Below are 25,920 nucleotides of genomic sequence, written 5' to 3'. Positions count from 1 at the left end.
CCCCCTCCCACCGGGAGGGGCAATTATTACTGATTCAACAGCGCCAGAATGTCCTTCGTTCGGGCTTCCATCAGCGCGGTGTCAGCACGGGACTCCACGTTCAGGCGCACCACCGGCTCGGTGTTGGACGAGCGCAGGTTAAAGCGCCACTGCGGGAACGCCATGCTGATGCCGTCCGTACGGTCAATTTCCAGCGCGTGAATCGCAAAGTGCTGCTCCACGCGGGCAATGGCCTCGGCCGGCTGCGCCAGCTTGCTGTTGATCTCCCCGCTCGCCGGGAACGCCGCCATGCGGTCGCGCACCAGCTCGCCCAGCGTCTGCCCCTTCAGGCACAGCAGCTCGGTGACCAGCAGCCACGGGATCATCCCGCTGTCGCAGTAGGCAAAATCACGGAAGTAGTGGTGGGCGCTCATCTCGCCGCCGTAGATGGCGTCTTCTTCGCGCATGCGCTCTTTGATGAAGGCGTGGCCGGTTTTGGACATCACCGGCGTACCGCCCGCCGCGGACACCACGTCGACGGTGTTCCAGGAAAGGCGCGGGTCATGAATGATTTTCGCGCCCGGGTTTTTCTCCAGGAACGCTTCCGCCAGCAGGCCGACAATGTAGTAGCCCTCGATGAACTGCCCTTTCTCGTCGAACAGGAAGCAGCGGTCGAAGTCGCCGTCAAAGGCGATACCCATATCCGCGCCGTGCTCAATCACCGCGTTGCGGGTGTCGTCGCGACACTCCGGCAGCAGCGGGTTAGGAATACCGTTCGGGAAGTTGCCGTCCGGGGTGTTGTGCACTTTCACGAAGGTCACTGGCACGTTCAGCGCCTTAAAGTGGGCTTCCAGCGCGTCCACCACCGGACCGGCCGCGCCGTTACCGGAGTTAATCACCAGCTTCAGCGGCTTGAGGTTCGCCACGTTGATGTAGCCCAGCAGGTGGTCGATGTACTCTTTTTGCAGGTTGATTTTTTTGTAGCTGCCGCGCTTAGCCTCATTCACCGGCGGGAAATCGTTGGCTTCCGCCAGGCGCTGCACGTCGCGCAGGCCGGTGTCGCCGCTGATAGGGCGGGCGCCCTTGCGCACCAGCTTCATGCCGTTGTAGTCCATCGGGTTGTGGCTGGCCGTCACTTCGATACCGCCGTCCACGCCCAGGTGGAAGGTGGCAAAGTAAATCTCTTCGGTGCCGGAAAGACCGATGTCCAGCACGTCCACGCCCGCGTCCTGCAGCCCTTTCGCCAGGGCCAGCTTCAGGGATTCACTGGTCAGGCGCACGTCGCCGCCCAGCACGATGGTCTGCGGTTTTAAATATTCGCCGTACGCGCGGCCAATGCGCCACGCAATGTCTTCATTCAGCTCTTCGCCCAGCTTGCCGCGAATATCGTAGGCTTTAAAACAGGTTAATTTTTCCATGATGACCCCTTTTTCAGGCAACAGTCGGCCCTGACCACTAAATGGCCAAATTAATTTTTTTGTCATTCGTAGGCCCGGTAAGCGCAGCGCCACCGGGCATAATGCAGAGTGCTACACCCGCCCGTAGCGGTCCTGGAAGCGCACGATATCGTCCTCTTCCAGATACGAGCCGGAACGCACCTCAATTAAGTCGAGAGGAATTTTCCCTGGGTTCTCCAGACAGTGCGTCGCCCCCAGCGGAATATAAATGGACTCGTTTTCACCCAGCAGTTTGACTTCACCGTCGATAGTGACTTTGGCGGTACCCGCCACCACCACCCAGTGCTCGGCACGGTGATGGTGCATCTGTACCGACAGCCCCTCGCCCGGCTTCACGGTGATGCGTTTCACCTGATAGCGGTCACCGGAATCAATGGAGTCATATTTCCCCCACGGACGGTACACTTCGCGGTGAATATGGTGCTCGTGGCGACCATCCGCCTTAATTTTCTCCACCACTTTTTTAACGTCCTGCACGGCGTTACGGTCGGCAATCAGCACGGCGTCTTTGGTCTGGACAACCACCAGATCTTTCACCCCGACCGTGGTGACCAGGCCGGACTCGGCGTAGACGTAGCTATTTTCCGTTTTGTGGCTAATGACATCGCCGTGATGGACGTTACCCTCCGGGGTATGGGCGCTGATCTCCCACAGGGAGGACCAGGAGCCCACATCGCTCCAGCCCGCATCCATCGGCACCACAACGGCATCTGCCGTGCGCTCCATCACCGCGTAGTCAATGGACTCTTCCGGGCAGGCGAGGAACGCCTCTTCATCCACGCGGATGAAGTCGAGATCCGGGTCCACCACCGCCATCGCTTTCTCGCAGGCGTTCAGAATATCCGGGCGGTATTTGCGCAGCTCTTCCAGATAGCGTCCGGCGCGGAACAGGAACATCCCGCTGTTCCAGTAATACTCACCGCTGGCAACGTAGGCCTGCGCGGTTTCCAGATTCGGTTTTTCGACAAACTGCGCCACGTCAAACGCCACGCTGTCGCCTTCACCCGGCGCCACGCTGCCGCGACGGATGTAGCCGTAGCCGGTTTCCGGCAGATCCGGCACGATGCCGAAGGTCACCAGTTTGCCGCTTTCGGCGTAAGGAATGGCCGCACGCACCGCGTCGCGGAATGCGTCTTCCTGTTGGATAACGTGGTCTGCCGCCAGAACCAGCATCAGCGGGTCACAGTCCGGGCTGCTGCGTTTTGCCGCCAGCGCCGCCAGGGCGATCGCAGGCGCGGTGTTACGACCGGCAGGCTCCAGGATGATGTTTTCAGTAAGTTTGTTCAGCTGGCGCAGCTGCTCGGCAACAATAAAGCGGTGCTGTTCGTTACAAATTACCACCGGGCTTTCACACTCCACGCCGTGCAGACGGTTGACCGTCGTCTGCAGCATGGTGAGATCCCCTTTCAGACAGAGGAACTGTTTTGGATAGAGCACGCGGGACAGCGGCCACAACCGGCTACCAGAGCCACCAGCCATCACAACCGGATACAAAGTGGTTTGACTCATGATTTATCCCCGTATATCTGCAATAAATTGGCTCAGCACGTTCTCTTTCTCGAGCGTGCGTTCGGCATATTCACGTGCCACCGTGTTCACTTTTGGCATGGCAAGTGCCTGCTCAATTCCGGTGACCAGCGCCGGGACCGATTCCGGCTCCACGCACACGGCAATGCCCGGATAGCTGTCACACAGCTGGCCTAATTCTGTTTCGGCTTCTGCCGTAATCACCGCGTTGCCGCCCACTGCCAGAATGTTGGTCAGCTTGGACGGCAGCACCGCATCCGCGGCACCGCGTTTTTGCACCACCAGATGGCAGTCGCCCATCTTCAGCAGCGCAGGCAGTGCCTCGTAAGACTGAAGCGGGAAAAATTTCACGTTGGTCAGGCCGCGTTCGCCGACCATTTTTTCCAGCCGCGCTTTTCCCCCCCCCTGCCCGACAATCACAAACGTCCACGGATGTTGGTTCAGCAGTTGGGCCGCTTCAATCACACTCTCCAGCCCCTGCTTTTCGCCGATGTTGCCTGAGTAAAGAATGATTTTTTGATCTTCAGGCAAACCAAGCTGCGCGCGCAGCGCCTGAGCGTCTTGCTCAGTCACGTCGCGAAAACGCGCCACTTCGGACCAGTTCGGGAAGAAGATCACCTTTTCCGCCGGGACGCCCTTCTCCTGCGCCTTGTTCATCATCGAGCGCGAGATCGTTGAGACGTAATCCACGTTGTGTAAGCCACTGCGCTCAAACGCGCTGGCGAGCTTCGCCACCTTGCCGCCTTTGCCTTTGCCTGCCATCCCCAGGCCCAGCATGGCGTCAACTTCATAATCCTGAATGTGCAGCAGGGTGCGCGCGCCGGAGAGTTTGCCCAGCAAGCGCATGCCCGGCGTGCAAAACAGCGTTGGCACCACGCCGATGATGCGATCCGGCTTCCAGCGGCGCTGCGCCATCAGCGGGAAGAAACTGCTCAGGGCAAAGCTGCCGAGATGAATCAACCGTTTCAGCGTCGAGGGCTGCTTAGGCACATACAGCGGGCAGCGCCAGACGGTCGCTGCACCCTCTTCGCGACGGTAGCGCCAGCTTGAGTAGCGCTCCCCGACTTTCCATTCCGGGTAGTACGGCGGCGCGGTAATGACCCGCACGTCATGTCCCTGGCTCGCCATCCACTCGACCATCTCGCCGGTGTATTTCCCGATGCCGGTTAGCTCCGGCGAGTAGTTGATTCCGTACACTAAAATTTTCATAAGCCCGGCACTCCGGACTGACGATCGGCCAGGAAATAGGCACGGCTGTTGTCGTGCACATTGTCGCTGGCCAGCAGCGCCTCTGGCGTCTGCCAGCGGTAGTCGTCATGCTGAGAATCAGGCAGACGCAGGTCTGCCTCACTCACCTTCAGGCGGAACCCCAGCACGATGTAGTGCGTGGAGAACCCGGTGCCCGAAAAGTTATCGTCATAGAAGTGCTGCCAGACCCCGTAAAACTGGCCCGCCGCCATCGGCAGCTGCAGGCCCAGTTCCGCCAGAGTGAGACGCTCAAACGCATCGCTCAACGTCTCATCCTTCTGCACGCGCCCGCCGGGCACGAACCAGAAGCCCTGTGCAGGACGGTTGGTTCGTTTCCCCAGCAAGAACTCGCCGCGTTCGTTCTCCACGATCAAATCAATTGAGATGAGCGGAGTGGAACGCACTACCGTGGCAAAATCTTCCTGACTTAAAAACATCGTTACCCCCGGAAGCGGTGCTGGTTTTCCAGGAACCACTGGTAGGTACTGGCCAGTCCCTGCTCCAGTGACACCTCGTGATACCAGCCCAGCTGATGCAGACGGGTCACGTCCAGCAGCTTGCGCGGCGTACCGTCCGGCTTGGTGGCGTCAAACACCACGCGACCTTTGTAACCCACTACCTGCGCGATGGTTTGCGCCAGCTCGCGAATGGTGCAGTCCACGCCGGTACCGACGTTGATATGCGACAGCATCGGCTCGGTGTTCTCCTGCCACACTTCGCGATCCAGCTCCATCACGTGAATGCTGGCGGCAGCCATGTCGTCCACGTGCAGGAATTCACGCATCGGCGTACCGCTGCCCCACACCACCACGTCCGGTGCGTTCTCGGCGGTCGCCTCGTGGAAGCGGCGCAGCAGCGCCGGGATCACGTGCGAGTTGCTCGGGTGGAAATTGTCGTGCGGTCCGTACAGGTTGGTCGGCATCACCGAACGATAGTCGCGGTTGTACTGACGGTTATAGGACTCGCACAGCTTGATCCCGGCAATCTTGGCAATCGCATACGGCTCATTGGTTGCTTCAAGCGTGCCCTGCAGCAGCTCGCTTTCGGCGATCGGCTGTTTCGCCATTTTCGGGTAAATACAGGATGAGCCGAGGAACAACAGCTTGTTCACGTTGTGCAGATGCGCCGCGTGAATGATGTTGCTCTCGATCATCATGTTCTCGTAGATGAAATCCGCCGGGTAAGTGTTGTTGGCAACAATGCCGCCCACTTTCGCCGCCGCCAGATACACCTGGTCAATGCGTTCGTTAGCAAAGAAGTCCTGTACCGCACGGCTGTCGAGCAGGTTCAGCTCGTCGCGGGTGCGGACAATCACTTCTACGTCACCGCGCTGCTCGAGCTGGCGCACAATCGCGGAACCCACCATTCCGCGATGACCGGCGACAAAAATACGTTGTTTTGTCATTCTCAGGACTCCAGCGCGATGGCAACCTCGTAGCCATGAGACTTGAGCAGGGAGTGTTTTTTCGCTGCTTCAAGATCTTTGGCAACCATCTCGGAAACCATCTCCTGCAGAGTGATTTCTGGTTTCCAGCCCAGCTTCTCGTGCGCTTTGGTTGGGTCGCCCAGCAGGGTTTCTACTTCAGCAGGACGGAAGTAGCGCGGGTCAACCTGCACAATCACGTCGCCTGGCTTCACGCCCGGTGCGTCGTGGCCGGTCACGGACACAACGATACCTTTCTCTTCCACGCCGGTACCTTCAAAGCGCAGTTTGATGCCCAGCTGTGCCGCGGCCATTTCAACGAACTGACGTACGGAGTACTGCACGCCGGTCGCAATTACGAAGTCTTCTGGCTGTTCCTGCTGCAGCATCATCCACTGCATTTTCACGTAGTCTTTGGCATGGCCCCAGTCACGCAGGGAATCCATGTTGCCGAGGTGCAGGCAAGACTCCAGACCCTGCGCGATGTTGGCGATAGCGCGGGTGATTTTGCGGGTCACGAAGGTTTCGCCACGACGTGGAGATTCGTGGTTGAACAGGATGCCGTTACAGGCGTACATGCCGTAGGATTCACGGTAGTTCACGGTGATCCAGTAGGCGTACAGTTTTGCAACCGCATACGGAGAGCGCGGGTAGAACGGCGTGGTCTCTTTCTGTGGGATTTCCTGCACCAGACCGTACAGCTCAGAGGTGGATGCCTGGTAGAAGCGAGTTTTCTTCTCAAGGCCGAGGAAGCGGATCGCTTCCAGCAGACGCAGCGTACCCATGGCATCAACGTCAGCGGTGTATTCCGGGGACTCGAAGGAGACCGCTACGTGGCTCATCGCGCCCAGGTTGTACACTTCATCCGGCTGCACTTCCTGCAGGATACGGGTCAGGTTGGAGGTATCGGTCAGGTCGCCGTAGTGCAGGTGGAATTTCGGGTTCGCCGCGTGAGGATCCTGATAGATATGATCCACACGTTCGGTGTTGAAAGAAGACGCACGACGTTTAATACCGTGCACTTCATAACCTTTTTCCAGCAGGAACTCTGCCAGGTAAGAACCATCCTGCCCGGTAACGCCGGTGATGAGAGCGACTTTAGACATGTTTATATTCCTCTACTTATGAATTTAATCAGTTTCAACGCGTTCGCGTATCACCACTGCGGGGTTGCCACGGCAAACTTTATTTGCCGGTAGCGATTTAAAAACGCTGCTGCGGGCACCGACTACAGTGCCATCGCCAACAGAAACACCCGGTGCAACAAAAACATCCGTTGCCAGCCAGCATTTTTCGCCAATCACAATAGGCGAAGCGGTAATATCAAAATGCTGACTCATAAAATCGTGGCTGCCGGTGCACAAATAACATTTCTGTGAAACCACCGAATTTGCGCCAATCGTAATCTCGCCCAGGGTATATAACACCGCGTCATCCCCTACCCAGGCGTAATCCCCAAGCGTTAATTTCCACGGATAGGTAATTTTTACCGAAGGTCGGATGACTACGTTTTTTCCTATTTTTGCGCCAAACAGGCGCAATAAAAATGCTCGCCAGCGGTAAAGTATTTGCGGTGACCAGGCAAACAAGGTGGCCTGAACGGCCCACCACAGCTGCACTTTAATACCGCCCGCGCCCCGAAAACCTTTCGGTACGGAGAAACCTTTCAGATCCTGCATTACGTTTCCTTATATTCAGGCTTTGTTATATAAGGCTTTCGTTTTACCCGTGGTGCGCACGCGTAATAAATAAGACAATTCCGCCCAGAATGCCGGCACGCGTAATATTTTACGCTGTACTTTTTTGGCATCCTGGCACAATTCCAGATTATTAGACGTTGACACGCCGCCCATTGAGAATTCAGATACCAGCCCTTTAATTCGACGGAACGGGTAACCTGATTTATACAGGCTGGCAGCCAGTGCATAATCCGAAGACACTTTATACTGCAAATCGTAAGGCTGTTTTTTCAGACCTTTTACCGGGAAGAAAATGGCCTGATGGCTGGCCGGTAAGCTGTGATAGATATACCAGCCTGGCTTCGCGCTGCGGCACACTTTATGTCCGTCGCCAAAATCGAGCAGCGCATCGCCAATATACATGGCATCCTCTTTCTGGCGCGCCAGTTGACGGGCAAAAAGCGCCACGTCATCATGGAAAATGTCGCCCGAATTCAGGAAGATGGCATAACGGCCTTGTGCCATGTTGATGCCTTTATTCATCGCATCGTAGATGCCTTTATCTTTCTCGCTGATGTAGCGTAAGTTGAACTCACCGTTGAGTTTTTCCAGAAACTCCGCCGTGCCATCGTTCGAGCCGCCGTCGACCACAATCCACTCAAAGGTGAGGCTTGGATCGCGCGCCAGGTTGCGCAGCGAGCGCCAGGTTTTTACCACCCCTTCGTAATTACGAAAAGCGACAGTAATGACGCTAAGAAACATAAATCACCTCATTTCGTCATACGCTCGTAATATTAAGCGCCTTGCGCAGAATAAACGGACAGACAATCAAGAAAGCATATTCCGGGCTAAATATTGACCCGGTAAAAAACAGCGACACCGGAGTAAAAAGATAAAGCTGAACGCGAAAGTTCTGGTTATCACCAAACGCGTTAATCATCATTTTGAAAACTTTAAACAGATACCACAGGGTCAACAGTACGGCGAACCACGAAAAATAAATAATTAACAGATACAGACCATTGTCTATGGTTTTACCGACATCCGCACCGTTAAAGATTCCGAATGATGCAACATATTCGTAAAGTGAGCCGAATCTTACTACCCCATCAATATGGGTTAAGGAATAACCCACCATCACCAGTGGCCCAATGATGCGATAATAGGACGAAGACCCTTCCGTTCCCAAATCACCCAAACGTTCTGAGATGTACGGGAAGGCAAATATCACGCCTACCATAAATACCGTCAGAGAGATAATCGCCAGCGGCAGTTTTTTCTTAATCGCATCTTTGTTCAGGTACTGGAACGCCCACTCCAGCAGGTAAAACAGGATAAATGTCATTACCCCTGAGAACGATCCAGACAGAACAATTCCTGCAAGAATCATAGCATCGGTCTTAGGCGTTTTGATACCAAACTGTTTGATGCTGAGCCAAATTGAGATTAACGCCAGAGCGAAAAACGCCGGTTCAAAATAGAGGGCTGTAGTACGCTTCCCGCCAAACTTGATGAAGTTCAATACATAGCTGTTACTGTAAATGAGATATTTCGAAATTATCTCCATCAGGCTGCTGCCACCGGTCAGAATAATTTGCGCCATCTCCAGTGCGGCAAGCATAACAATTAACGCAACGGCAATATAAAAGAACCTAAGGATTTTCCGATAATTGTGCGGAGAAATAGTTTTAAACCGAATACTCCAGACCATACCGATAATAATGACGATATAAACAAACAGCATGGTTGACGTGACGTATTTACTGGCATCCAGCGACTGGCCAAAGATGTAGTTAAACAGCGTCAGGCCCGTGCCCAGCCCTAAGGCAATCATCAGCTTCTTCAGGTTGATTTTATCGACATACAGCAGAAGCAGAACGGGCAAGAAGGTGACGATGGTTATCGGGAAGCTTTCGCCGAGCTGGGCAATTTTGACGTTGACCAGCAGGTAGATCAGCGGCAGCAGCAGATAACTACAGACTCTGATAGAACGAGACATATTCCTCCAGCATCTGTTGTCCACTGTAGGCCTTGCGGCTGCGGTTGCGGAACGATTCCAGGTCAGTGCCAAAAACGATCTCAGCAATCTGCGCCTTCGGCAGCTGTACCAGGGGCAGGACCTCCTGCTCCGTGAAGGTTTTCCCGCCGGATTTTTCCAGCACTTCACGTGCCGCATCGCTGTGGGTGGCAATCACCGGCACGCCGATTGAGAGCGCTTCGCAGAGGATCAGCGGGTAGTTATCCACGCGGGAGCTGAACACCAGCGCGTCCATTTCATTCAGCGCGCTCATCAGCTTGCGCTTGTCGGTCTCAAACCCGTGGTTCACCACGTTGGCTCCTTCGAACGGTGAAAACTTGCCGAAGGTATGAAGCTCTATCTTGTCCCCCAGCGCCATCATGTCGCGCACCAGCTGCTGGTTGGTTTTACCGTCGTAGCGCAGGTCATGCGCTACGATAGCGATTTTCGGTTTGCCTGCGGTTTCCGCCACCGGGGTCAGCTCCGCAAGAATGGCTTCCGTCGCCACGTCGATGCCGTTGTTGATAATCTGACAGCGCCCTGCCCCGTACAGGCTGTTGAAGGCATCGGCCACGTGCTGGCTTGGAGAGATAAACGTACAGCCGAGCGAGAGCATGTCGCGGAACAGCTGACGCTTTCCGGCCACCAGCTGATGCGCGCGATCCACCTTCACCGGCGGATAGTTGCTTAACGTCGGGCACTTCTGGCAGTTATCTTTCCAGCCTTCGCAACCGTCGGTAAACGCGCAGCGCCCGGTTACGCTCCAGTGATCGTGCAGCGTCCAGACAAAGCGGGTGTCGGGCTTGTGGGCCTGCACCTTCTGACAAAACGCCACCACCTCTTCCAGATTCAGCCAGTAGCTGTGCAGCACGTGAAAATGCAGCACAACCGGGCCCGTGGTGCGGGTCACCGTGCGGTAAAGATTGTTCAGGTTGCCAAACAGATCGCGGTTAAACAGGCGGAACAGCGCGATGTTGGCAATCGAGGTCAGACGCGGCGTGTGCTTGTGCACCTCCGGGAAATTATCGTGGCTGACGCTTTTCTTGCCGCCTTTGCCGTAGCCATAAATAAAACGCGACTGAAGTCCTTTTTGCAGCGCGCGCTGGTGCAGATCCAGGGCCACGCCTGCCGCTCCGCCTTCTGCGAGGCGTACGTTAAATTGCAGAATGTTCATTTAATCACCTTCACGCGGGCTTTTTCTCCCACCACCAGCGCGTTATCCGGAATGCTGTCCAACACCACGCTGCCAGCCCCAATCGTGACGTTATTACCAATCGTGATGTCACCGATGATCACCACGTTCGCCCCCAGCTCGACGTTATTGCCGATGACCGGGCAGGCCAGGCTGTCAGGCCCACGGTTGCCAATGGTGACCGCATGACGAATGGTGAAATCATCCCCGGCGACCACGAACTTGTTGATCACCACCGCATAGCCGTGGTGGATGGTAAAGCGGCGGCCAATGGTGGCAGCGGCCTGGATTTCATAGCCAAAAAAGCATTCGGTGATGATGCGATACAGCACCAGCACGGGTGCCGCCCAGATGTTGTTCAGGACGTTTTTCTTACGCCACACCGAGCAAAAGTGCGCGATGCGGTACGCCAGAACCATGCAGCACGGACGCAGGCTCCAGCTGTTAGCGCGGCAATCTTCCAGAAACATTATTTCCCCCGAAGCCCGTCAGCCAGGCGCTTGCCGTTACGCACGGAAAGCAGCGTCAGCAGCGTGCGCCAGTTCATGCGCTTATTGCGGATCTGATAGAGGGTAAAGAGCTGATATTTACGGCTGGCACGGTCAAACTTGTCCTTGTGCTTGCGGTAAAAATGGAAGTAGCCGGAGAACTTTTTCGGCGAGGAGGTGATCTGCATCTCCCCGTGGTTGATGTGCAGGATCTGCGTGGCCTCTTCCACTTTCCACGGTTCACCGTATTCCACCACCATGCGCAGGAAGATATCGTAATCCTGCGCGGCCTTGAGTTCGGTATCGAACAGGCACTCTTTGAAACGCCACGCCCAGGTGAAGACCTGGTTACCAATAATGTTGCGCTTGTAGAACAGGCGGCGAGAGTACGGTGATTTCGGATACAGCGGCAGACTGGCGGGCTGCGAGTAAACTTCGCCCTGGCAGACATAGTCGTTGGCATACAGGAAAGCGTGCGTAACCAGTTGTTCTTTATGCGACAGGAAGATAGACAGGCGGTTCGGCGTCCATTCGTCATCGTCGTCGATACCGGTCAGATACTGCCCTTTGGCCTGCATAATCGCCTGATTACGCACCGCACAGGCGCCGGAGTTGATGGCGTTATGCGTATAGACCACCCGCGGGTCGTTGAGGTCAGTCACAAACTTTTGCAGCTGTTCATACGAGGAAGAGCAGTCATCAACGATGATCAGCTCCCAGTTATCGTAATCCTGACGTAACACCGACTTGATTGCGCGGATCGCCAGCTGCTGACGATTCCATGTCGGCATATAGATTGAAACTAAAGGGCGTTGTGTGGTCATTTTTTCCCCTCACCCCGGCCCTCTCCCCAAAGGGGAGAGGGTGAAAGGCAGCCAGTGGTTATCATTACGTTCGTCCCCCAAATCCAGCACCGAACAGTCCCCTCTCCCCTTTGGGGAGAGGGTTAGGGTGAGGGGTGTGGGGTGTGTTTTGTTATTTACTGTCAGACTTATATTCGTACTCGTAATAGCCATAATCCTGATAGCCGGTCGCGCGGCGGAAGATGGAGTTCAGGATCACCCCTTTCACCTCAATTCCGTTCTGCTCGAAGCGGCTCAGGCTGGTTTCCACCTCTTTCAGGGTGTTCACCGCGTAACGCGCTACCATTAGCGTGGTGCCCGCATGGCGGCCAACAACGGCCGCGTCGGTCACGGCCAGAATTGGCGGCGTATCGATCAGCACCAGGTCGTAGTTTTTGCTCGCCCACTCCACCAGCTCGGTGAAGCGTTCGCTCATCAGCAGCTCGGACGGGTTAGGCGGCACCTGACCGCGTGGGATCAGGTCAAATTTCGGCACCGTTGTTGGTTTCGCGCTCTGGCTAATGTCGCCTTTGCCGAGCAGGATTTCCGACAGACCGTTAACGTTGTTGGTGCCCAGCAGTTCGTGGGTATAGCCCTTGCGCATATCACAGTCGATCAGCAGCACGCGCTTGTTGGTCTGGCTGACCACCGCCGCCAGGTTGGCGCAGACGAAGGTTTTACCGATTGACGGGCTAACGCCGGTTAACATCAGGACGTTGTTTTTGGCCTGCATCATGGCGAAGTGCAGACTGGTACGCAGGCTACGGATCGCTTCGATAGCGAGGTCGGTCGGGTTACCCACCGCCAGCAGCTGGCTCTGTTTGTAACGCTTAACGCCCTTGATGGTTTTGACGCTGTCACGGGATTTTTGCCACTCAGACAGCGGAATGCTGGCATAGACGTTGATACCGCTTTCTTCCAGCACCTGCGGGCTTTCGATACCGCGGTTGAACAGGGAACGCAACAGCACGCCCACGATGGAGAGCATCAGGCCGAGAATAATGCTGCCGAGAATGATCAGCGCTTTCTTCGGCTTCAGTACGCCAGGCTGGGTAATAGCCGGGTCGACTATGCGCACGTCACCCACGGTACTGGCTTCGGTGATTTTCAGCTCCTGCTGCTTGTTCAGCAGCTGCATGTAAACCTGCTGTCCGGACTCCACGTCGCGGGTCAGACGCACGATCTCCTGCTGCGTTTTCGGCATCGCGGTCACGCGGTCATTGAGCTTCGCCTTCTCTTCTTCCAGCGTACGGCGTTTCTCCAGCAGCGTGCGGTAGGCCGGGTGACGTTTGGTATAAAGCTTGGAAATCTCCGCCTCTTTGAAGGTCAGCTCGTTGAGCTGCGCATCAATGTTAACCATCGAATCGAGGACCGATTTCGCCTCCAGCGGCAGGTCAACGGAGTCTTTATCCTGACGGTAGGCGTTCAGCTTGTTCTCGGCATCATCCAGACGGCCGCGTACTTCCGGGAGCTGTTTCGCGAGGAAGGCCAGGCTTTTCGCCGCTTCCGCCGATTTACGCTCAACGTTCTGCTCAAGATAGTTGCGGGTAATGCTGTTCAGAATGTCGCGGATTTGATCCTTATCTTCACCGGTAAAGGTCATGCTCAGCACGCCGGTGTCCTTACCGTTTTCGGTGACGGTCAGGTTGTTTTGCAGATTGTTGATCATCCCCAGCGTGGAGAATTTGGTGACGGTAAATTCACCGCCCTCCTGGGCGTTAATCGCGCTGACCATCATGCTGACGCCGTCTTTGGTCAGCATCTGCCCCACTTCACCGCGTGCGCTAAAGCCCGCGTCGCTGGTTAGCTGGTACTGTTTCGGACCAAGCACCGTCAGGGTAAACGTCTGATCGGCAGCCCCTTTCGGCAGCACGAAGTCAGTCACTTTCACCGTGTCGTTGCTTCGCCCCATCAGACGATCCCAGCCGGCACCAAAGACCGGGAAGGTATTTTTGGTGACGGAGATATCGAGCCCGAGGTCGTGAACCGTTTTACCCAGCACCAGACGTGACTGGATGAGCTGAATTTCGGCGTCGGATGCCGGCGGCTTGTTCGCCAGCGCGGAACCGATGTCCTGCACCAGCGAGTTGCCGGTATTCTGCTCGATCTGCACCAGCGCGTCGGCGCTGTAGATAGGGGTGGCGAACAGCGTGTAGACGACGGCCGCCGCGGCAAATACGGCGGTAATGCCAAGCACCCACCACTTTGCCTCTACAACAGTGCCGACCAGGCGCCCAATATCAATTTCATCACTGCCCGAAATCGGGGCGGCAGAAGGTCTTGTTTTTTCTGTCATTGTTATCCCTGCTGAACTTTCAGTGCCTGCGCCCACTGTTGGGCAGACTGGTCAAGTAAGGTGTAAACCGCCTCAAAGGCCTCATGGCTTTTGCGATACGGATCGGGGATTTCACGTTCATTGTCCCAGTGACCAAACAGCATCACCTTGCCGCGCATCTCCGGAGCGATATCGCACAGCGCATGAATATGACGTTTTTCCATCGTCAGGATCAGGTCATACTCCCGGCACATGCGGCCAGTGACCTGGCGGGCCACGTGGCCGTCGAGAGAGAGGTGATGATCCCGCGCCACGCTCGTAGCGCGCTCATCGGCACCTTTACCGACCAGTGCACCCAGCCCTGCCGAATCAACGGTCAGTTCGGGCTGGTAGTGTTTCAACAGCCGTTCAGCCGTGGGGGAACGGCAAATGTTCCCCACGCATACCACCAGAATTTTGTTAAACATCGCGGATTACCAGGTATGAATGTCGCGCGCCGTATCCGTCATGTAGCGAACGCCACTGATGGTTGGCAGCAACTGGTTGATCAGACGGTTCCAGCGGGCAACCGGCGCGGTGGTGACGTACACCACATCGTATGGCTGGAGACGGAACTCCGTCGCCATCACCAGAGAGGTCGCATCGGACATATCCAGCTGGTAGATGTTGGCAATCTTGCCTTTCGCACTGCCCTCACCTTTCAGCGGACGGATCACGAAGATACCGGTCGCGTTAGAGGTCGTCAGATCGATACCTTCAGCATTGCCCAGCGCTTCGGTCAGGGTCATACCGCTGAAGTCCATTTTGAGGGTGCTCTGTTTCTTCACTTCACCCATCACGAAGACTTTCAGATCGTCATTGCGTGGCACGTAGAGAATGTCGCCCGGATAGAGCAGACGGTTCTGGGTCAGATCGCCGTTTTGCATCAGCGCCTGCAGCGAAATGCGCTGCTCCTTCCCATTGTGGGTGAGTACCACGTTGCGCCAGTCGGCGCCGTCGGTTAACCCGCCCGCGGCGTTAATGGCATCCAGTACGGTCAGGGGAACGTTGGTGATGGCCTGCTGGCCGGATTTGTTCACCTGGCCGGAGATATAGGCTTTTTGCGAGCGGAATGCGGCGATATTAACGTCCACCTGCGGATCGGCGATGTACTGCGCTAAGCGGCCGGTAATATCACTACGGATCTCGGCAAGCGTTTTCCCTGCAACATGGACTTTACCAATGTAGGGATAGAACATGGTGCCATCTGACTGCACCCAGTTACCGGTGTCGCTTGAGCTGCGGTACTGGCCCGCTGGCGTGGTCAGTTCCGGGTGGTCCCAGACGGTCACGTTGATCACGTCACCCGGCCCCACGCGGTACTGGTAGGACGCAATTTCCTGGTCCAGCGACATATTCGGCTGGGCAACATTCGGACGTGGACGTAATTGTTCGACCAGACGAGGCGTAAGTGGATAAACATTCACCATTTTGTCGAGATCAAAATCGGCATCCTGTTGCTTGATCACATCCTTACCCATTGTTGACATATTGCTGCCGGGAAAGACCGTGCAACCACTCATCAAGGTCACAGACACCAATAATGGCATCAATTTCATTTTGGATTTCATCATTGATTATTTATCACTTTGGCAGAGTAATTACCCTGTGCAATTTAAATAAGCTCGAGTCGTATTGGGTTTCAGCATGCAGTTAATCAAATAGAAATATAACTGGCATCAGTCCTAAAAAAAGCTTATTCATCCATTGGCTATTGACAGAATAATCGGGGCTGATTCACACGCTTTCAGGCACGCTACCGCCCTTGGCTTTCAGTTACCAATCCACTGACTAAACAATGTGTTATGGATAGACACCCTCTTGAGCAAGGTCTTCTGGAAATATATCAGCCGCTTGAGAAACCCGACGGATAATGAATAACCATCCCTGAAGACCGAACATTAATAGCAACACCGAGATTTAACATTTGATGCTGGGAGAATTGTTGCAGCTAACCTAATAGCAGGCAAGGAGACAACTGTCCTAATATCAGTTTTTAAGATTAATATTAAGAGCAAATTTTTGACCTTTTAGGAATTTCTTTATATTGACAACAAGAGACTAAAAACCATTATCTGCGATATATCCTAAAATGCTTTCTTTGTAATTAAATATACGTATTTCGCTTATTTACACCCTGTTGAGAATGCTCTCTTTTTTACCCCTCGTATTAAGAGAAATCTCAGCCCGGCATTGCAATTTCCCCCAGCTTTATCCATGATCGAAGTGTGACATTCGTCATATAACAGAAGGTATTACTATTACTATGGAATGGATTGCCGATCCCTCAATCTGGGCCGGGCTGGTTACGCTGGTCGTCATCGAGTTAGTGCTCGGGATTGATAATCTGGTCTTTATCGCCATCCTCGCTGAAAAACTGCCCCCTTCCCAGCGCGACCGCGCGCGCGTGACGGGTCTGCTGCTGGCGATGGTGATGCGGTTACTGCTGCTGGCCTCTATCTCCTGGCTGGTCACGCTCACTCAGCCACTGTTCTCCATTCACGGTCTGAGTTTTAGCGCCCGCGATCTCATCATGCTCTTCGGCGGGTTGTTCCTGCTGTTCAAAGCCACGGTAGAACTCAACGAGCGACTGGAAGGCAAAGACAGCGAGAACCCAACCCAGCGCCGCGGGGCGAAATTCTGGCCGGTGGTAGCGCAGATCGTGGTGCTGGATGCGGTCTTCTCCCTGGACTCGGTGATCACCGCCGTCGGGATGGTGGACCACCTTGCGGTGATGATGGCCGCGGTGATTATCGCCATCACCCTGATGGTGATGGCCAGCAAGGCGCTCACACGGTTTGTGAACAGTCACCCGACAATCGTCATCCTCTGTCTGAGCTTCCTGCTGATGATTGGCTTTAGTCTGGTGGCCGACGGTTTTGGCTTCCATATTCCGAAAGGCTACCTGTATGCCGCCATCGGGTTCTCCGTCATGATTGAAGCGCTTAACCAGCTGGCGATATTTAACCGCCGACGCTTCCTGTCCGCGAATCAGACCCTGCGCCAGCGTACGGCAGACACGGTTATGCGCCTGTTAAGCGGTAAGAAAGAGGATGCGGAGCTGGACGCCGAATCCTCCGCCATGCTGGCCGACCACAGCGACGGGCTGATCTTTGACCCGCAGGAACGGCGGATGATCGAGCGGGTGCTCAATCTGAACCAGCGGACGGTCAGCAGCATCATGACCTCACGACATGACATTGAACATATCGACCTGACGGCACCGGAAGAGCACATTCGCGCCCTGCTGGATAAAAACCAGCACACCCGCGTGGTGGTGACCGGCGGTGAAGAGGAAGAGGAGCTGCTGGGCGTGGTGCACGTTATTGACCTGCTCCAGCAGCAGCTGCACGGCGAGCCGCTCAATCTCCGCATCCTGGTACGCCAGCCGCTGGTCTTCCCGGAGGGGCTACCGCTGCTCTCCGCCCTTGAGCAATTCCGTAACGCGCGCACGCACTTTGCCTTTGTGGTGGATGAGTTTGGTTCGGTGGAAGGACTGGTCACGCTCAGCGACGTAATGGAAACCATCGCCGGTAATCTGCCAAACGAGGTGGATGAGATTGATGCCCGCCACGACATTCAGAAAAACGCAGACGGTTCGTGGACGGCTAACGGCCATATGCCGCTGGAAGATCTGGTGCAATATGTCCCGCTGCCGCTGGATGAAAAGCGGGAATATCACACCATTGCCGGTCTGCTGATGGAGTATTTGCAGCGTATCCCACAGCCGGGGGAAGAGGTTCAGGTGGGCGACTATCTGCTGAAAACCCTGCAGATTGAAAACCATCGCGTGCAGAAGGTTCAGCTCATTCCGCTGCGGGATGAGGAAGAACTGGATTTCGAGGTATAAAAAAGCCGGGTGGCGCTTCGCTTACCCGGCCTACGATGTTCGGTTTTTGTAGGCCGGGTAAGGCGAAGCCGCCACCCGGCGCAACAGGCATCACAGCTTATCCAGCAGCTTTTTCACATCCTTGCCGTCCTGTGAATCTTTATTACGATCCGCCCAGCCGCTAAGCCGACGTTTCGCTTCATCCTGCAGATGCTTACGCAGGATCTGATCCACCTGCAGGCTGTAATTCAGGGCCTGCCATTTACCATATACGGTCAGCGGAACCGGCGTCTCTTTCAGGAAGTCGATGAGCTTGCTCTCACCCTGCCAGCCGGAAAGTACCCGCACGTTAAAGCGCGTGTCCGCCGTCTCTTTCACCAGATCCAGCTTACCGTCACCCGTCATTGATAACAGTGAAGAGGTGCCCTGCATTCCGTCGAGAGAAAGTTGTCCGTTGTCCAGCGTCAGGTCCGCGGTGAAGCTGTCGAGGCGCGTGGCGCTGTCATAGTTATCCTGCGCTTTCACATCGCTGCTGCGCTCAACCGCCTGCTGCACCAGCTGCTGGAAGTTAAGCCCTTCCATACGGGAGTTTTTCAGATCAAGATGCGCCTGCCCCTGCCACTCGCGGCGGAAAGCATCGGCATCAATTTTCGTGCCTGAGAAGTCACCCGCTAGCGTCAACTGCCCCGTCAGGGATATCGGGTAGTTAAACGCTTTCAGGATGGTGCCTATCTCAACGTTGTCGAGACGCGGCTGGAATTCGGCGCTGGCAACGTCTTTACGGACATCCAGCGTGCCGGGCAGCGAGAGGTTCCCTGCGCCCATCTTACCGCTCAGTTCGGAGATCACCAGCAAACCGTTATGGTTAAACATCTGGCTGCTCACGTCGGTAAAATCAATACCGCGCCAGCGCAGGCTATTGGCTTTCAGCAGAATATCCGCCGTGAATCCGCGCAGGGCGTTATAGTCAGGTTGATCAAGATTAGACGAGATAACCGGACGCGATACCGGTGCCTGGCTTTGCCCCGTCTGCGTGGCATCGCTGTCGGTGGCGCTGGCTGGCAGCGGCGGCAGCAGGTTTTCCAGATTGAGCTTGTCAAACTGCAGATTCAGCACCCACTTCGGCTTCTCTTCGAGCGTAACGCTCGCCTGCCCCTTCAGGCTACTGTCATTTGCCTGCAGGTTGAGATTATCCAGCTCCAGCTGCTTTTGTTCTTCGCGCCAGACGGCCTGCAGCGTTCCCTGCCCGGTGATCCCCTGGGTGGGAAGATCGGCCCCCGTCAGCTGCCAGTCCAGCTGCTGAATGTCGGCGGTGAGCTGGTGCGGATAGTCTGAGGCATTGACGCTGGCATTCAGAGACAGGGTCAAATCACGCTGATCGCGATTCACGCGCCCGCTAAACGCCACCGACGCAAGATGGTGCGCATCCTGTTCCATCTGCAGGTTAATGTTGCGAACGGTCACCTGCTCCTGGTGCTCATGCTGGAAAACCAACACGCTATCGGCCACTTTCAGCTTGCCGATATCAAAGGACCAGCCTGTATCAGACGGCTCATCAGGCAGGGTATTTTCGCGCGGCGCAACCGGCGCATTTGCATCGCGCACGGCTTCGGATTGCGGGGTGAGCTGAATCACCGCGCCTTTCAGCATCACCTGTTTAACCTGCAGCTGATGGGAAATGAGCGGGAACAGCGCCACATCAAGGCGCATGTTGTCTGCGGACACCAGCGGCTGGGACGCCCCCGGAGCCGTAAGCGACATGCGGCCAGAGAGAATGCTGAGCTGCGGCCAGACGTGCCAGCGCAGCGGCCCGTCAAGCTTCAGTTGATAACCACTGCGTGCCTCGACCTGCCGCACCATGTAAGCGCGGAAATCGTTGGGGTTAACCAGCAGAACCAACGCCGAAAGGCCGGCCACCAGCACCACCAGCAAAATCATCAGCGTTGTCAGAACTCTTCTCATGGCATCCTCAATGGGCTAACGATCAGTCTTTATCAATACGGCTGGCAACCGCGCCCTGCTGGTCGCGATATTTTGCGTCCTGCCGACGGTTATAAGGACGATCTGCCGGGCCTGACAGCGGTTCAAAGCTCAACGCGCCGATCATCATCCCCGGGCGCAGCGCCAGCGGCAATTTACCGGCGTTGAAGAACTCCAGTACGATACGCCCCGACCAGCCTGGATCGATACGGTGCGCGGTCACGTGGACCATCAGTCCCAGTCGTGCCAGCGAAGAACGGCCATCAAGCCAGCCGACCAGGTCAGAAGGCAGGGTGACGGATTCAAACGTCACCGCCAGGGCCAGTTCACCTGGGTGCAGATAAAAGGCTTCGCCCTCGTCGATAACGATTTCGTCACTCATCACGCGATCGAGCGCGGCGCTGACTTCGTCCTTCGGCCCGCTAAGGTCAATGAACGGTGCGGTATGGCCGCTAAAGGTGCGGAATTTATTACCTAACCGTACATCAACGGTCACGCCATTGATACGCTCAACAGGTGGACGTGGGGTAATAGACAAACGGCCTTCATCCAGCCAGGCTTCTATATCGCGATCACAAAGACGCATGGCACTTTCTCCTTTCATGCATCGTACCCTGAAGCGGTAAGCGCTCAGGGTAAAACCAGGTTATCTCTGAACGGTACACAATTCACGCGGCTTATTCAAAAAACTGGCTGATTTTCGCTTTTAAGATATCAATAGCAATGCGGTTTTTACCCCCGCGCGGCACGATGATATCGGCGTATTGTTTGGATGGCTCAATAAACTGCAGGAACATCGGGCGGACCGTTTTCTGATATTGCGCCATAACGGAGTCCATCGAACGGCCACGTTCATTCACGTCGCGCTTGATGCGGCGCATCAGGCAGATATCCAGCGGGGTATCAACGAAAATAGAGAAGTTCATGGATTCACGCAGGCGGGCGTCGGTCAGCAGCAGGATGCCTTCAAGGATAATGACCTTTTTCGGCTCGATGCGGATCGTTTCCTGGGTGCGGGTGTGTTCTACGTAGCTGTAAACGGGCAGCTCAATCGCCTGGCCGCTCTTAAGCGCTTCTAAATGCTGGAACAGCAGGCTGTGATCCATCGCATTGGGGTGGTCATAGTTGGTTTTGACGCGTTCTTCCATCGACAGATGGGATTGATCTTTGTAATAGCTGTCTTCGGGAATGACGCCGATATGCTCATCACCTACTTGTTCACGCAGTTCGCGATAAAGCGTACTGGCAATTAGACTTTTACCTGAAGCCGATGCGCCGGCGATGCCTATAATGACGCACTGATGAGACTTATCAGTCATAAATTTAGCGACCTGATTAACCTGGATGTTAAGGAAGGACGACGCCGGAGCGTCAAACGCGGCAATTATAGGGATTTCGCGGGCGTGATACCAGTCGAATGCACAGGTTCTGCGAGACTGGCCGAAAAGTGACGTTTTATTCCCTGAGTGAAATTTAAATGAACGTTTTTTCAGCGTTTAACCGTTTTTTTTAACGGAGTAAGTATTTAATAAGTCTATGGTGTCAAATTCTGAGCGGTCACCATATGAATTGTAAATTGTTTGTACTAGCATAAACCAAATTATCAAATTCACGCGTTCGGACATCTTCCCTGACGGCATGGCGTCTCTGGATAAAGCGGTAATGAATAAACAATACCAGCGGGTTTTGGTTACCACCCCACATCCTCTAATACGACTTGTCTGTCTGGGCCTGGTCACCTTTATCTTTACCTTATTTTCGCTGGAGCTCACCCGCTTCGGTACCCTGCTGGCCCCGCTCTGGTTCCCCACCGCCATTATGATGGTGGCGTTTTACCGCCATGCGGGAAAAATGTGGCCGGGAATCGCCCTGGCCTGTTCGTTCGGCAATGTTCTGGCCTCGTGGATGCTGTTTTCATGGGGGTCGGTCAGCTTCATCTACCCTTCTATCAACGTCATTGAGGCCGCTATCGGCGCGCTGTTTCTGCGCAAATGGCTCCCGTGGTACAACCCGCTGCAGAATCTGAACGACTGGATCCGCGTGGCCATCGGCAGCGCGCTGGTACCGCCGCTGGTGGGCGGTATTCTGGTGTCTCTGCTGGCACCCGGCCCTGAACCCCTGCGTAATTTCTTCGTCTGGGTGTTGTCAGAAGCCATTGGCGCGCTGGCGCTGGTGCCGCTGGGCCTGCTGTTTAAACCCCATTATCTGCTGCGCCACCGTGACCCGAGATTGCTGCTGGAAACGCTGACCACGCTGGCCGTAACGTTAGCCCTCAGTTGGGCAGCCATCACCTGGCTGCCGTGGCCTTTCACCTGCGTAATTGTTCTGCTGATGTGGAGCGCCGTGCGCCTGCCACGGATGGAAGCCTTCATGGTGTTTCTGGTCACCGTAATGGTTGTGTCGCTGATGATTGCCCGTAACCCTCTGGCGCTGACCACGCAGCACGCCGGGCCGATGCTGAACGCCCCCTGGCTGCCGTTCCTGATGCTGCTCCTGCCCGCTAACGTGATGACCATGGTGATGTACGCCTTCCGCGCCGAGCGCAAACACATCACCGAAAGCGAGGAGCGCTTCCGCAATGCGATGGAGTATTCGGCCATCGGTATGGCGCTGGTCAGCATTGAGGGCAAATGGCTTCAGGCTAACAAGGCGCTGTGCAATTTCCTCGGTTACAGCCAGACGGAGCTCCAGTCGCTGACCTTCCAGCAGCTCACCTGGCCGGAAGATCTGCACACCGACCTGGAACAGCTTGAACAGCTGGTCAACGGCGATATCAATACCTATACCCTCGAGAAGCGCTATTACACCCGCGACGGGGAAGTGGTCTGGGCACTGCTGGCCGTCTCCGTCGTGCGTCATGCCGACGGCTCGCCGCTCTATTTTATCGCCCAGATTGAAGACATTAACGACCTGAAGCAGACCGAATGGGTCAATAAGCGCCTGATGGAGCGCATTACGCTTGCTAACGAAGCGGGCGGCATCGGCATCTGGGAGTGGGATCTGGAGCCAGACATTATCAGCTGGGACAAGCGGATGTTTGAGCTGTATGAAATCCCGCCGCACATCAAGCCCACCTGGCAGCTCTGGCATGACACGATGCTGCCGGAAGATCGCGCCCACGCAGAGAAGGTGCTGCGGGACTCTCTGATTTCCCGTCTGCCGTTTAAGCTGGAATTTCGCATCCGCGTGAAGGAAGGCGTGCGCCATATTCGCTCCCTGGCGAACCGGGTGCTTAATAAGCAGGGTGAGGTCGAACGGCTGCTCGGCATCAACATGGACATGACCGAGGTTAAGCAGCTCAACGAAGCCCTCTTCCAGGAAAAAGAGCGTCTGCACATCACCCTCGATTCCATCGGTGAAGCGGTACTGTGTACCGATATCAACATGAACGTCACCTTTATGAACCCGGTGGCAGAGAAAATGAGCGGCTGGCTGCAGACCGAGGCTATCGGCCAGCCGATCCTGAAGGTGTTGCACATCACCTTTGGTGAAAAAGGGCCGCTGATGGAGAATATTCACAGCGGCGATATGTCCCGTTCCGATATCGATCAGGACGTGGTGCTGAACTGCCGTACCGGTGGAAATTTCGATATTCATTACAGCATTACGCCGCTCAGCACGCTGGATGGGCAGAATATTGGCTCGGTTATCGTGATTCAGGACGTGACCGAGTCGCGCAAAATGCTGCGCCAGCTCAGCTATAGCGCCTCCCACGATGCCCTGACCCATCTGGCAAACCGGGTCAGCTTCGAAAATCATCTCAAACGCCTCCTGCAGACCGTTCGCGAAACGCGCCAGCGTCATGCCCTGGTCTTTATCGATCTCGATCGCTTCAAAGCCGTCAACGATACGGCAGGCCACGCGGCAGGCGATGCCCTGCTGCGGGAACTCTCTTCCCTGATGTTGACCATGCTCCGCTCCAGCGACGTGCTGGCGCGTCTGGGCGGGGACGAGTTCGGCTTACTGTTACCGGACTGCAATATTGAAAGCGCGCGCTATATTGCCGGTCGCCTGATCCACACGATCAATGACTATCACTTTATGTGGGAAGGCCGCCTGCACCGGATCGGCGCCAGCGCCGGCATCACGCTGATTGATGAAAATAACCATCAGGCGTCGGAGATCATGTCGCAGGCGGATATTGCCTGTTATGCCTCAAAAAACAGCGGGCGCGGCATGGTGACGGTTTACGAACCCCAGCAGGAGCGGGATCACCACACGCGCAGCATGATGTCGCTTGATGAACAGTGGCACATGATTAAAGACAATCACCTGATGATAATTGCCCGCAGCGTCGCCTCCCCGCGCATCCCGGAAAGCAGTAATTTCTGGCTGCTGTCGTTACGCCTGTGGACCAGTCAGGGCGAAGTCCAGGAAGAGCATGCTTTCCGCTCGGGCCTGGCGGAACCTGAGCTTTTGCACGCCCTCGACAGACGTATTTTTAGCGAGTTTTTCCGCACCTATGCCGCCCAGATCGCCAGTAAAGGCATGGGTGTGGCACTGCCGCTTTCTGAGGCCGGTTTAGCCAGCGTGACGCTGGTCGATGAGCTTCTAGACCTGCTGGATAAAAGCCCCATGCCGGGTCGTCTGCTACATCTGGTTATCTCTGCCGATGTGGTGTGCAGCCCGGATAAGAACCTGCAGCGGAGTCTGCAAAAGCTTCGCCAGGCGGGCTGCCGCGTGATCTTCAGCCAGGTGGGACGCGACATGAACGTCTTTACCCACCTGACAGCGAATATGGCCGACTATCTGATGCTGGACGCTGAGGTGGTAAGCAACGTGTATGGCAATCTGATGGATGAGATGATGGTGACCATTGTGCAGGGCCACGCCCAGCGTCTGGGAATGAAAACCATCGCGGGCCCCTGCAACCAGCCCATCATGATGGATACGCTCTCCGGCATCGGCATTGATTTTATCTTTGGTGACACCATCGCCGAGCCGCAGCCGCTGGATCTACTGCTCAACACCAGCTATTTCGCCATCAACTGACGGCGACCAGCCGTCGGTGTACCAGATGTGCAGCAGCGCGTAAGAGCGCCACGGCTGCCAGCGCTCGGCATAACGACGAATTTGCGCGGGCGTCATCCCGGCAAACCGTTGTTTAATCAGGTAATCATCCGGAAGAAATACATCTTTCGCCTGCCAGCCGCGCAGGGCCAGATAATTTGCCGTCCAGCGCCCTATACCCGGCCGCTGCTGTAGCGCCTTCATCCCCTCCTCTATGTTCGCGGGTGGGAAAAGCGGAAACGTCCCGTCGATGACCGACTGCGCCAGATGAATCAGCGACTCCGCACGCTTTACCGGCATACCTAACGCTTTCAGCGCCAGAGGATCCGCTGCCGCCAGCGCCTGCGGCGTGGGGAAGCAGAGATAGCCCGGGCAATCCGCCACGGGTTCGCCGCATAACGCCACCACGCGCGACGCCAGCTTCGCCGCCATCGCCACGCTCACCAGCTGTCCGAGAATTGCCCGAACGCCCTGCTCGTACGCATCCATCGCTCCCGGCAAACGTAAGCCTGGCCGGGCAGCACCGAGATCGCCCAGCGTCTCCGCGATGCGCTGCGGATTGCAGGCAAGATCGAACAGGCGTTCGATGCGTTCAAGGCACGTCTGCGCAACCGGAATTAACCCCGGGCTGAGGATCACGGTCAGCGTATGGGTGGCGATATCCGGAGTCACGCGGAAGATCCCCTGATGTCCTTCGCAGGCAAAACTGCGCTCGTAGTAGTCGTGCGTGACGGTTTCAATGCCCGTTACCGCACGCGCGCCAAGAAAGCCAAACATCCACTGCCAGTCATAAGGGGGAAGCCAGGTGAGGGTATACATCGTTACTCCTTTTTTAATGTTATCAGCATAAACGGAAAGACCCTGTATTGCCTTGCTTTCATATTCCTGTTGTCGCCATGCAGACATTTCGTTAAAGTCTCGCCCCTTCTCACCGG

Annotated in this window: 21 protein-coding genes; 2 read left to right on the top strand and 19 right to left on the bottom strand. The window is 55.7% G+C overall.

Features of this window, described 5'->3' with window-relative positions:
- Positions 1 to 26: 26 nt before the first annotated feature.
- From cpsG to ACDO57_RS02200, 15 genes are all read right to left on the bottom strand, one after another.
- Complete coding sequence (cpsG, locus tag ACDO57_RS02270; RefSeq protein WP_370883470.1) at positions 27 to 1,397, bottom strand: colanic acid biosynthesis phosphomannomutase CpsG; 1,371 nt, start codon at positions 1,395 to 1,397, stop codon at positions 27 to 29.
- A 111-nt stretch (positions 1,398 to 1,508) separates the two neighbouring features.
- Complete coding sequence (gene cpsB, locus ACDO57_RS02265; protein WP_024908099.1) at positions 1,509 to 2,945, bottom strand: mannose-1-phosphate guanyltransferase; 1,437 nt, start codon at positions 2,943 to 2,945, stop codon at positions 1,509 to 1,511.
- A 3-nt stretch (positions 2,946 to 2,948) separates the two neighbouring features.
- Complete coding sequence (wcaI, locus tag ACDO57_RS02260) at positions 2,949 to 4,172, bottom strand: colanic acid biosynthesis fucosyltransferase WcaI (RefSeq protein ID WP_290093373.1); 1,224 nt, start codon at positions 4,170 to 4,172, stop codon at positions 2,949 to 2,951.
- Positions 4,169 to 4,648, bottom strand: a complete 480-nt coding sequence (locus tag ACDO57_RS02255) for a GDP-mannose mannosyl hydrolase (protein WP_163330198.1) — start codon at positions 4,646 to 4,648, stop codon at positions 4,169 to 4,171. The genes wcaI and ACDO57_RS02255 overlap by 4 nt, the downstream gene beginning before the upstream one ends.
- Before the next feature lie 2 nt (positions 4,649 to 4,650).
- A complete protein-coding gene (locus ACDO57_RS02250) occupies positions 4,651 to 5,616 on the bottom strand; it encodes a GDP-L-fucose synthase (RefSeq protein ID WP_024908102.1) in 966 nt (321 codons plus the stop codon).
- Between the two features lie 2 nt (positions 5,617 to 5,618).
- Positions 5,619 to 6,740, bottom strand: coding sequence for a GDP-mannose 4,6-dehydratase (gene gmd, locus ACDO57_RS02245; protein WP_014884502.1), 1,122 nt, complete (start codon positions 6,738 to 6,740; stop codon positions 5,619 to 5,621).
- Between the two features lie 24 nt (positions 6,741 to 6,764).
- Entirely contained in the window at positions 6,765 to 7,313 is a 549-nt protein-coding gene (wcaF, locus tag ACDO57_RS02240; RefSeq protein WP_048224018.1) for a colanic acid biosynthesis acetyltransferase WcaF, read from the bottom strand.
- 15 nt (positions 7,314 to 7,328) lie between these two features.
- Positions 7,329 to 8,075 carry a colanic acid biosynthesis glycosyltransferase WcaE gene (wcaE, locus tag ACDO57_RS02235; protein WP_290093374.1) on the bottom strand — a complete coding sequence of 249 codons (747 nt, stop codon included), beginning with the start codon at positions 8,073 to 8,075 and terminating at the stop codon, positions 7,329 to 7,331.
- A 16-nt stretch (positions 8,076 to 8,091) separates the two neighbouring features.
- The gene (wcaD, locus tag ACDO57_RS02230) at positions 8,092 to 9,312 is read right to left on the bottom strand and encodes a colanic acid polymerase WcaD (RefSeq protein ID WP_370883469.1); all 1,221 of its coding nucleotides are present in this window, start codon (positions 9,310 to 9,312) and stop codon (positions 8,092 to 8,094) included.
- On the bottom strand, positions 9,287 to 10,504 hold the full coding sequence (wcaC, locus tag ACDO57_RS02225) for a colanic acid biosynthesis glycosyltransferase WcaC (protein ID WP_370883468.1): 1,218 nt from the start codon (positions 10,502 to 10,504) through the stop codon (positions 9,287 to 9,289). The genes wcaD and wcaC overlap by 26 nt, the downstream gene beginning before the upstream one ends.
- Entirely contained in the window at positions 10,501 to 10,992 is a 492-nt protein-coding gene (wcaB, locus tag ACDO57_RS02220; RefSeq protein WP_023312402.1) for a colanic acid biosynthesis acetyltransferase WcaB, read from the bottom strand. Before wcaB ends, wcaC begins: the two co-directional genes overlap by 4 nt.
- Positions 10,992 to 11,834, bottom strand: a complete 843-nt coding sequence (gene wcaA / locus ACDO57_RS02215; protein WP_023312403.1) for a colanic acid biosynthesis glycosyltransferase WcaA — start codon at positions 11,832 to 11,834, stop codon at positions 10,992 to 10,994. Before wcaA ends, wcaB begins: the two co-directional genes overlap by 1 nt.
- Positions 11,835 to 11,985: 151 nt before the next feature.
- The gene (gene wzc / locus ACDO57_RS02210; protein ID WP_024908108.1) at positions 11,986 to 14,148 is read right to left on the bottom strand and encodes a tyrosine-protein kinase Wzc; all 2,163 of its coding nucleotides are present in this window, start codon (positions 14,146 to 14,148) and stop codon (positions 11,986 to 11,988) included.
- A 2-nt stretch (positions 14,149 to 14,150) separates the two neighbouring features.
- Entirely contained in the window at positions 14,151 to 14,594 is a 444-nt protein-coding gene (gene wzb / locus ACDO57_RS02205) for a low molecular weight protein-tyrosine-phosphatase Wzb (RefSeq protein ID WP_023312405.1), read from the bottom strand.
- 6 nt (positions 14,595 to 14,600) lie between these two features.
- Entirely contained in the window at positions 14,601 to 15,740 is a 1,140-nt protein-coding gene (locus ACDO57_RS02200; protein WP_014170829.1) for a polysaccharide export protein, read from the bottom strand.
- Positions 15,741 to 16,432: 692 nt separating this feature from the next.
- Here ACDO57_RS02200 and ACDO57_RS02195 point away from each other — a divergent pair.
- The gene (locus tag ACDO57_RS02195; protein ID WP_061714793.1) at positions 16,433 to 18,016 is read left to right on the top strand and encodes a TerC family protein; all 1,584 of its coding nucleotides are present in this window, start codon (positions 16,433 to 16,435) and stop codon (positions 18,014 to 18,016) included.
- A 90-nt stretch (positions 18,017 to 18,106) separates the two neighbouring features.
- Here ACDO57_RS02195 and asmA read toward each other — a convergent pair whose 3' ends face one another.
- From asmA to udk, 3 genes are all read right to left on the bottom strand, one after another.
- The gene (gene asmA / locus ACDO57_RS02190) at positions 18,107 to 19,957 is read right to left on the bottom strand and encodes an outer membrane assembly protein AsmA (RefSeq protein WP_267216974.1); all 1,851 of its coding nucleotides are present in this window, start codon (positions 19,955 to 19,957) and stop codon (positions 18,107 to 18,109) included.
- Positions 19,958 to 19,979: 22 nt separating this feature from the next.
- Positions 19,980 to 20,561, bottom strand: coding sequence for a dCTP deaminase (gene dcd, locus ACDO57_RS02185; RefSeq protein ID WP_032646484.1), 582 nt, complete (start codon positions 20,559 to 20,561; stop codon positions 19,980 to 19,982).
- A 91-nt stretch (positions 20,562 to 20,652) separates the two neighbouring features.
- A complete protein-coding gene (gene udk, locus ACDO57_RS02180; protein ID WP_008500855.1) occupies positions 20,653 to 21,294 on the bottom strand; it encodes a uridine kinase in 642 nt (213 codons plus the stop codon).
- Positions 21,295 to 21,637: 343 nt separating this feature from the next.
- Between udk and ACDO57_RS02175 the strand changes: the two genes are divergently transcribed.
- Complete coding sequence (locus ACDO57_RS02175; protein WP_048992960.1) at positions 21,638 to 24,967, top strand: diguanylate cyclase; 3,330 nt, start codon at positions 21,638 to 21,640, stop codon at positions 24,965 to 24,967.
- Here ACDO57_RS02175 and alkA read toward each other — a convergent pair.
- Complete coding sequence (alkA, locus tag ACDO57_RS02170) at positions 24,932 to 25,804, bottom strand: DNA-3-methyladenine glycosylase 2 (protein ID WP_248165191.1); 873 nt, start codon at positions 25,802 to 25,804, stop codon at positions 24,932 to 24,934. The two genes, ACDO57_RS02175 and alkA, sit on opposite strands and share 36 nt — an antisense overlap.
- Between the last annotated feature and the right edge of the window lie 116 nt (positions 25,805 to 25,920).

Source organism: Enterobacter cloacae complex sp. 2015409, assembly GCF_041365315.1.
Lineage (GTDB): Bacteria > Pseudomonadota > Gammaproteobacteria > Enterobacterales > Enterobacteriaceae > Enterobacter > Enterobacter pseudoroggenkampii.
The sequence above is the reverse complement of the archived record's forward strand: the minus strand, read 5'-3'. Positions and strand labels throughout refer to the sequence as shown.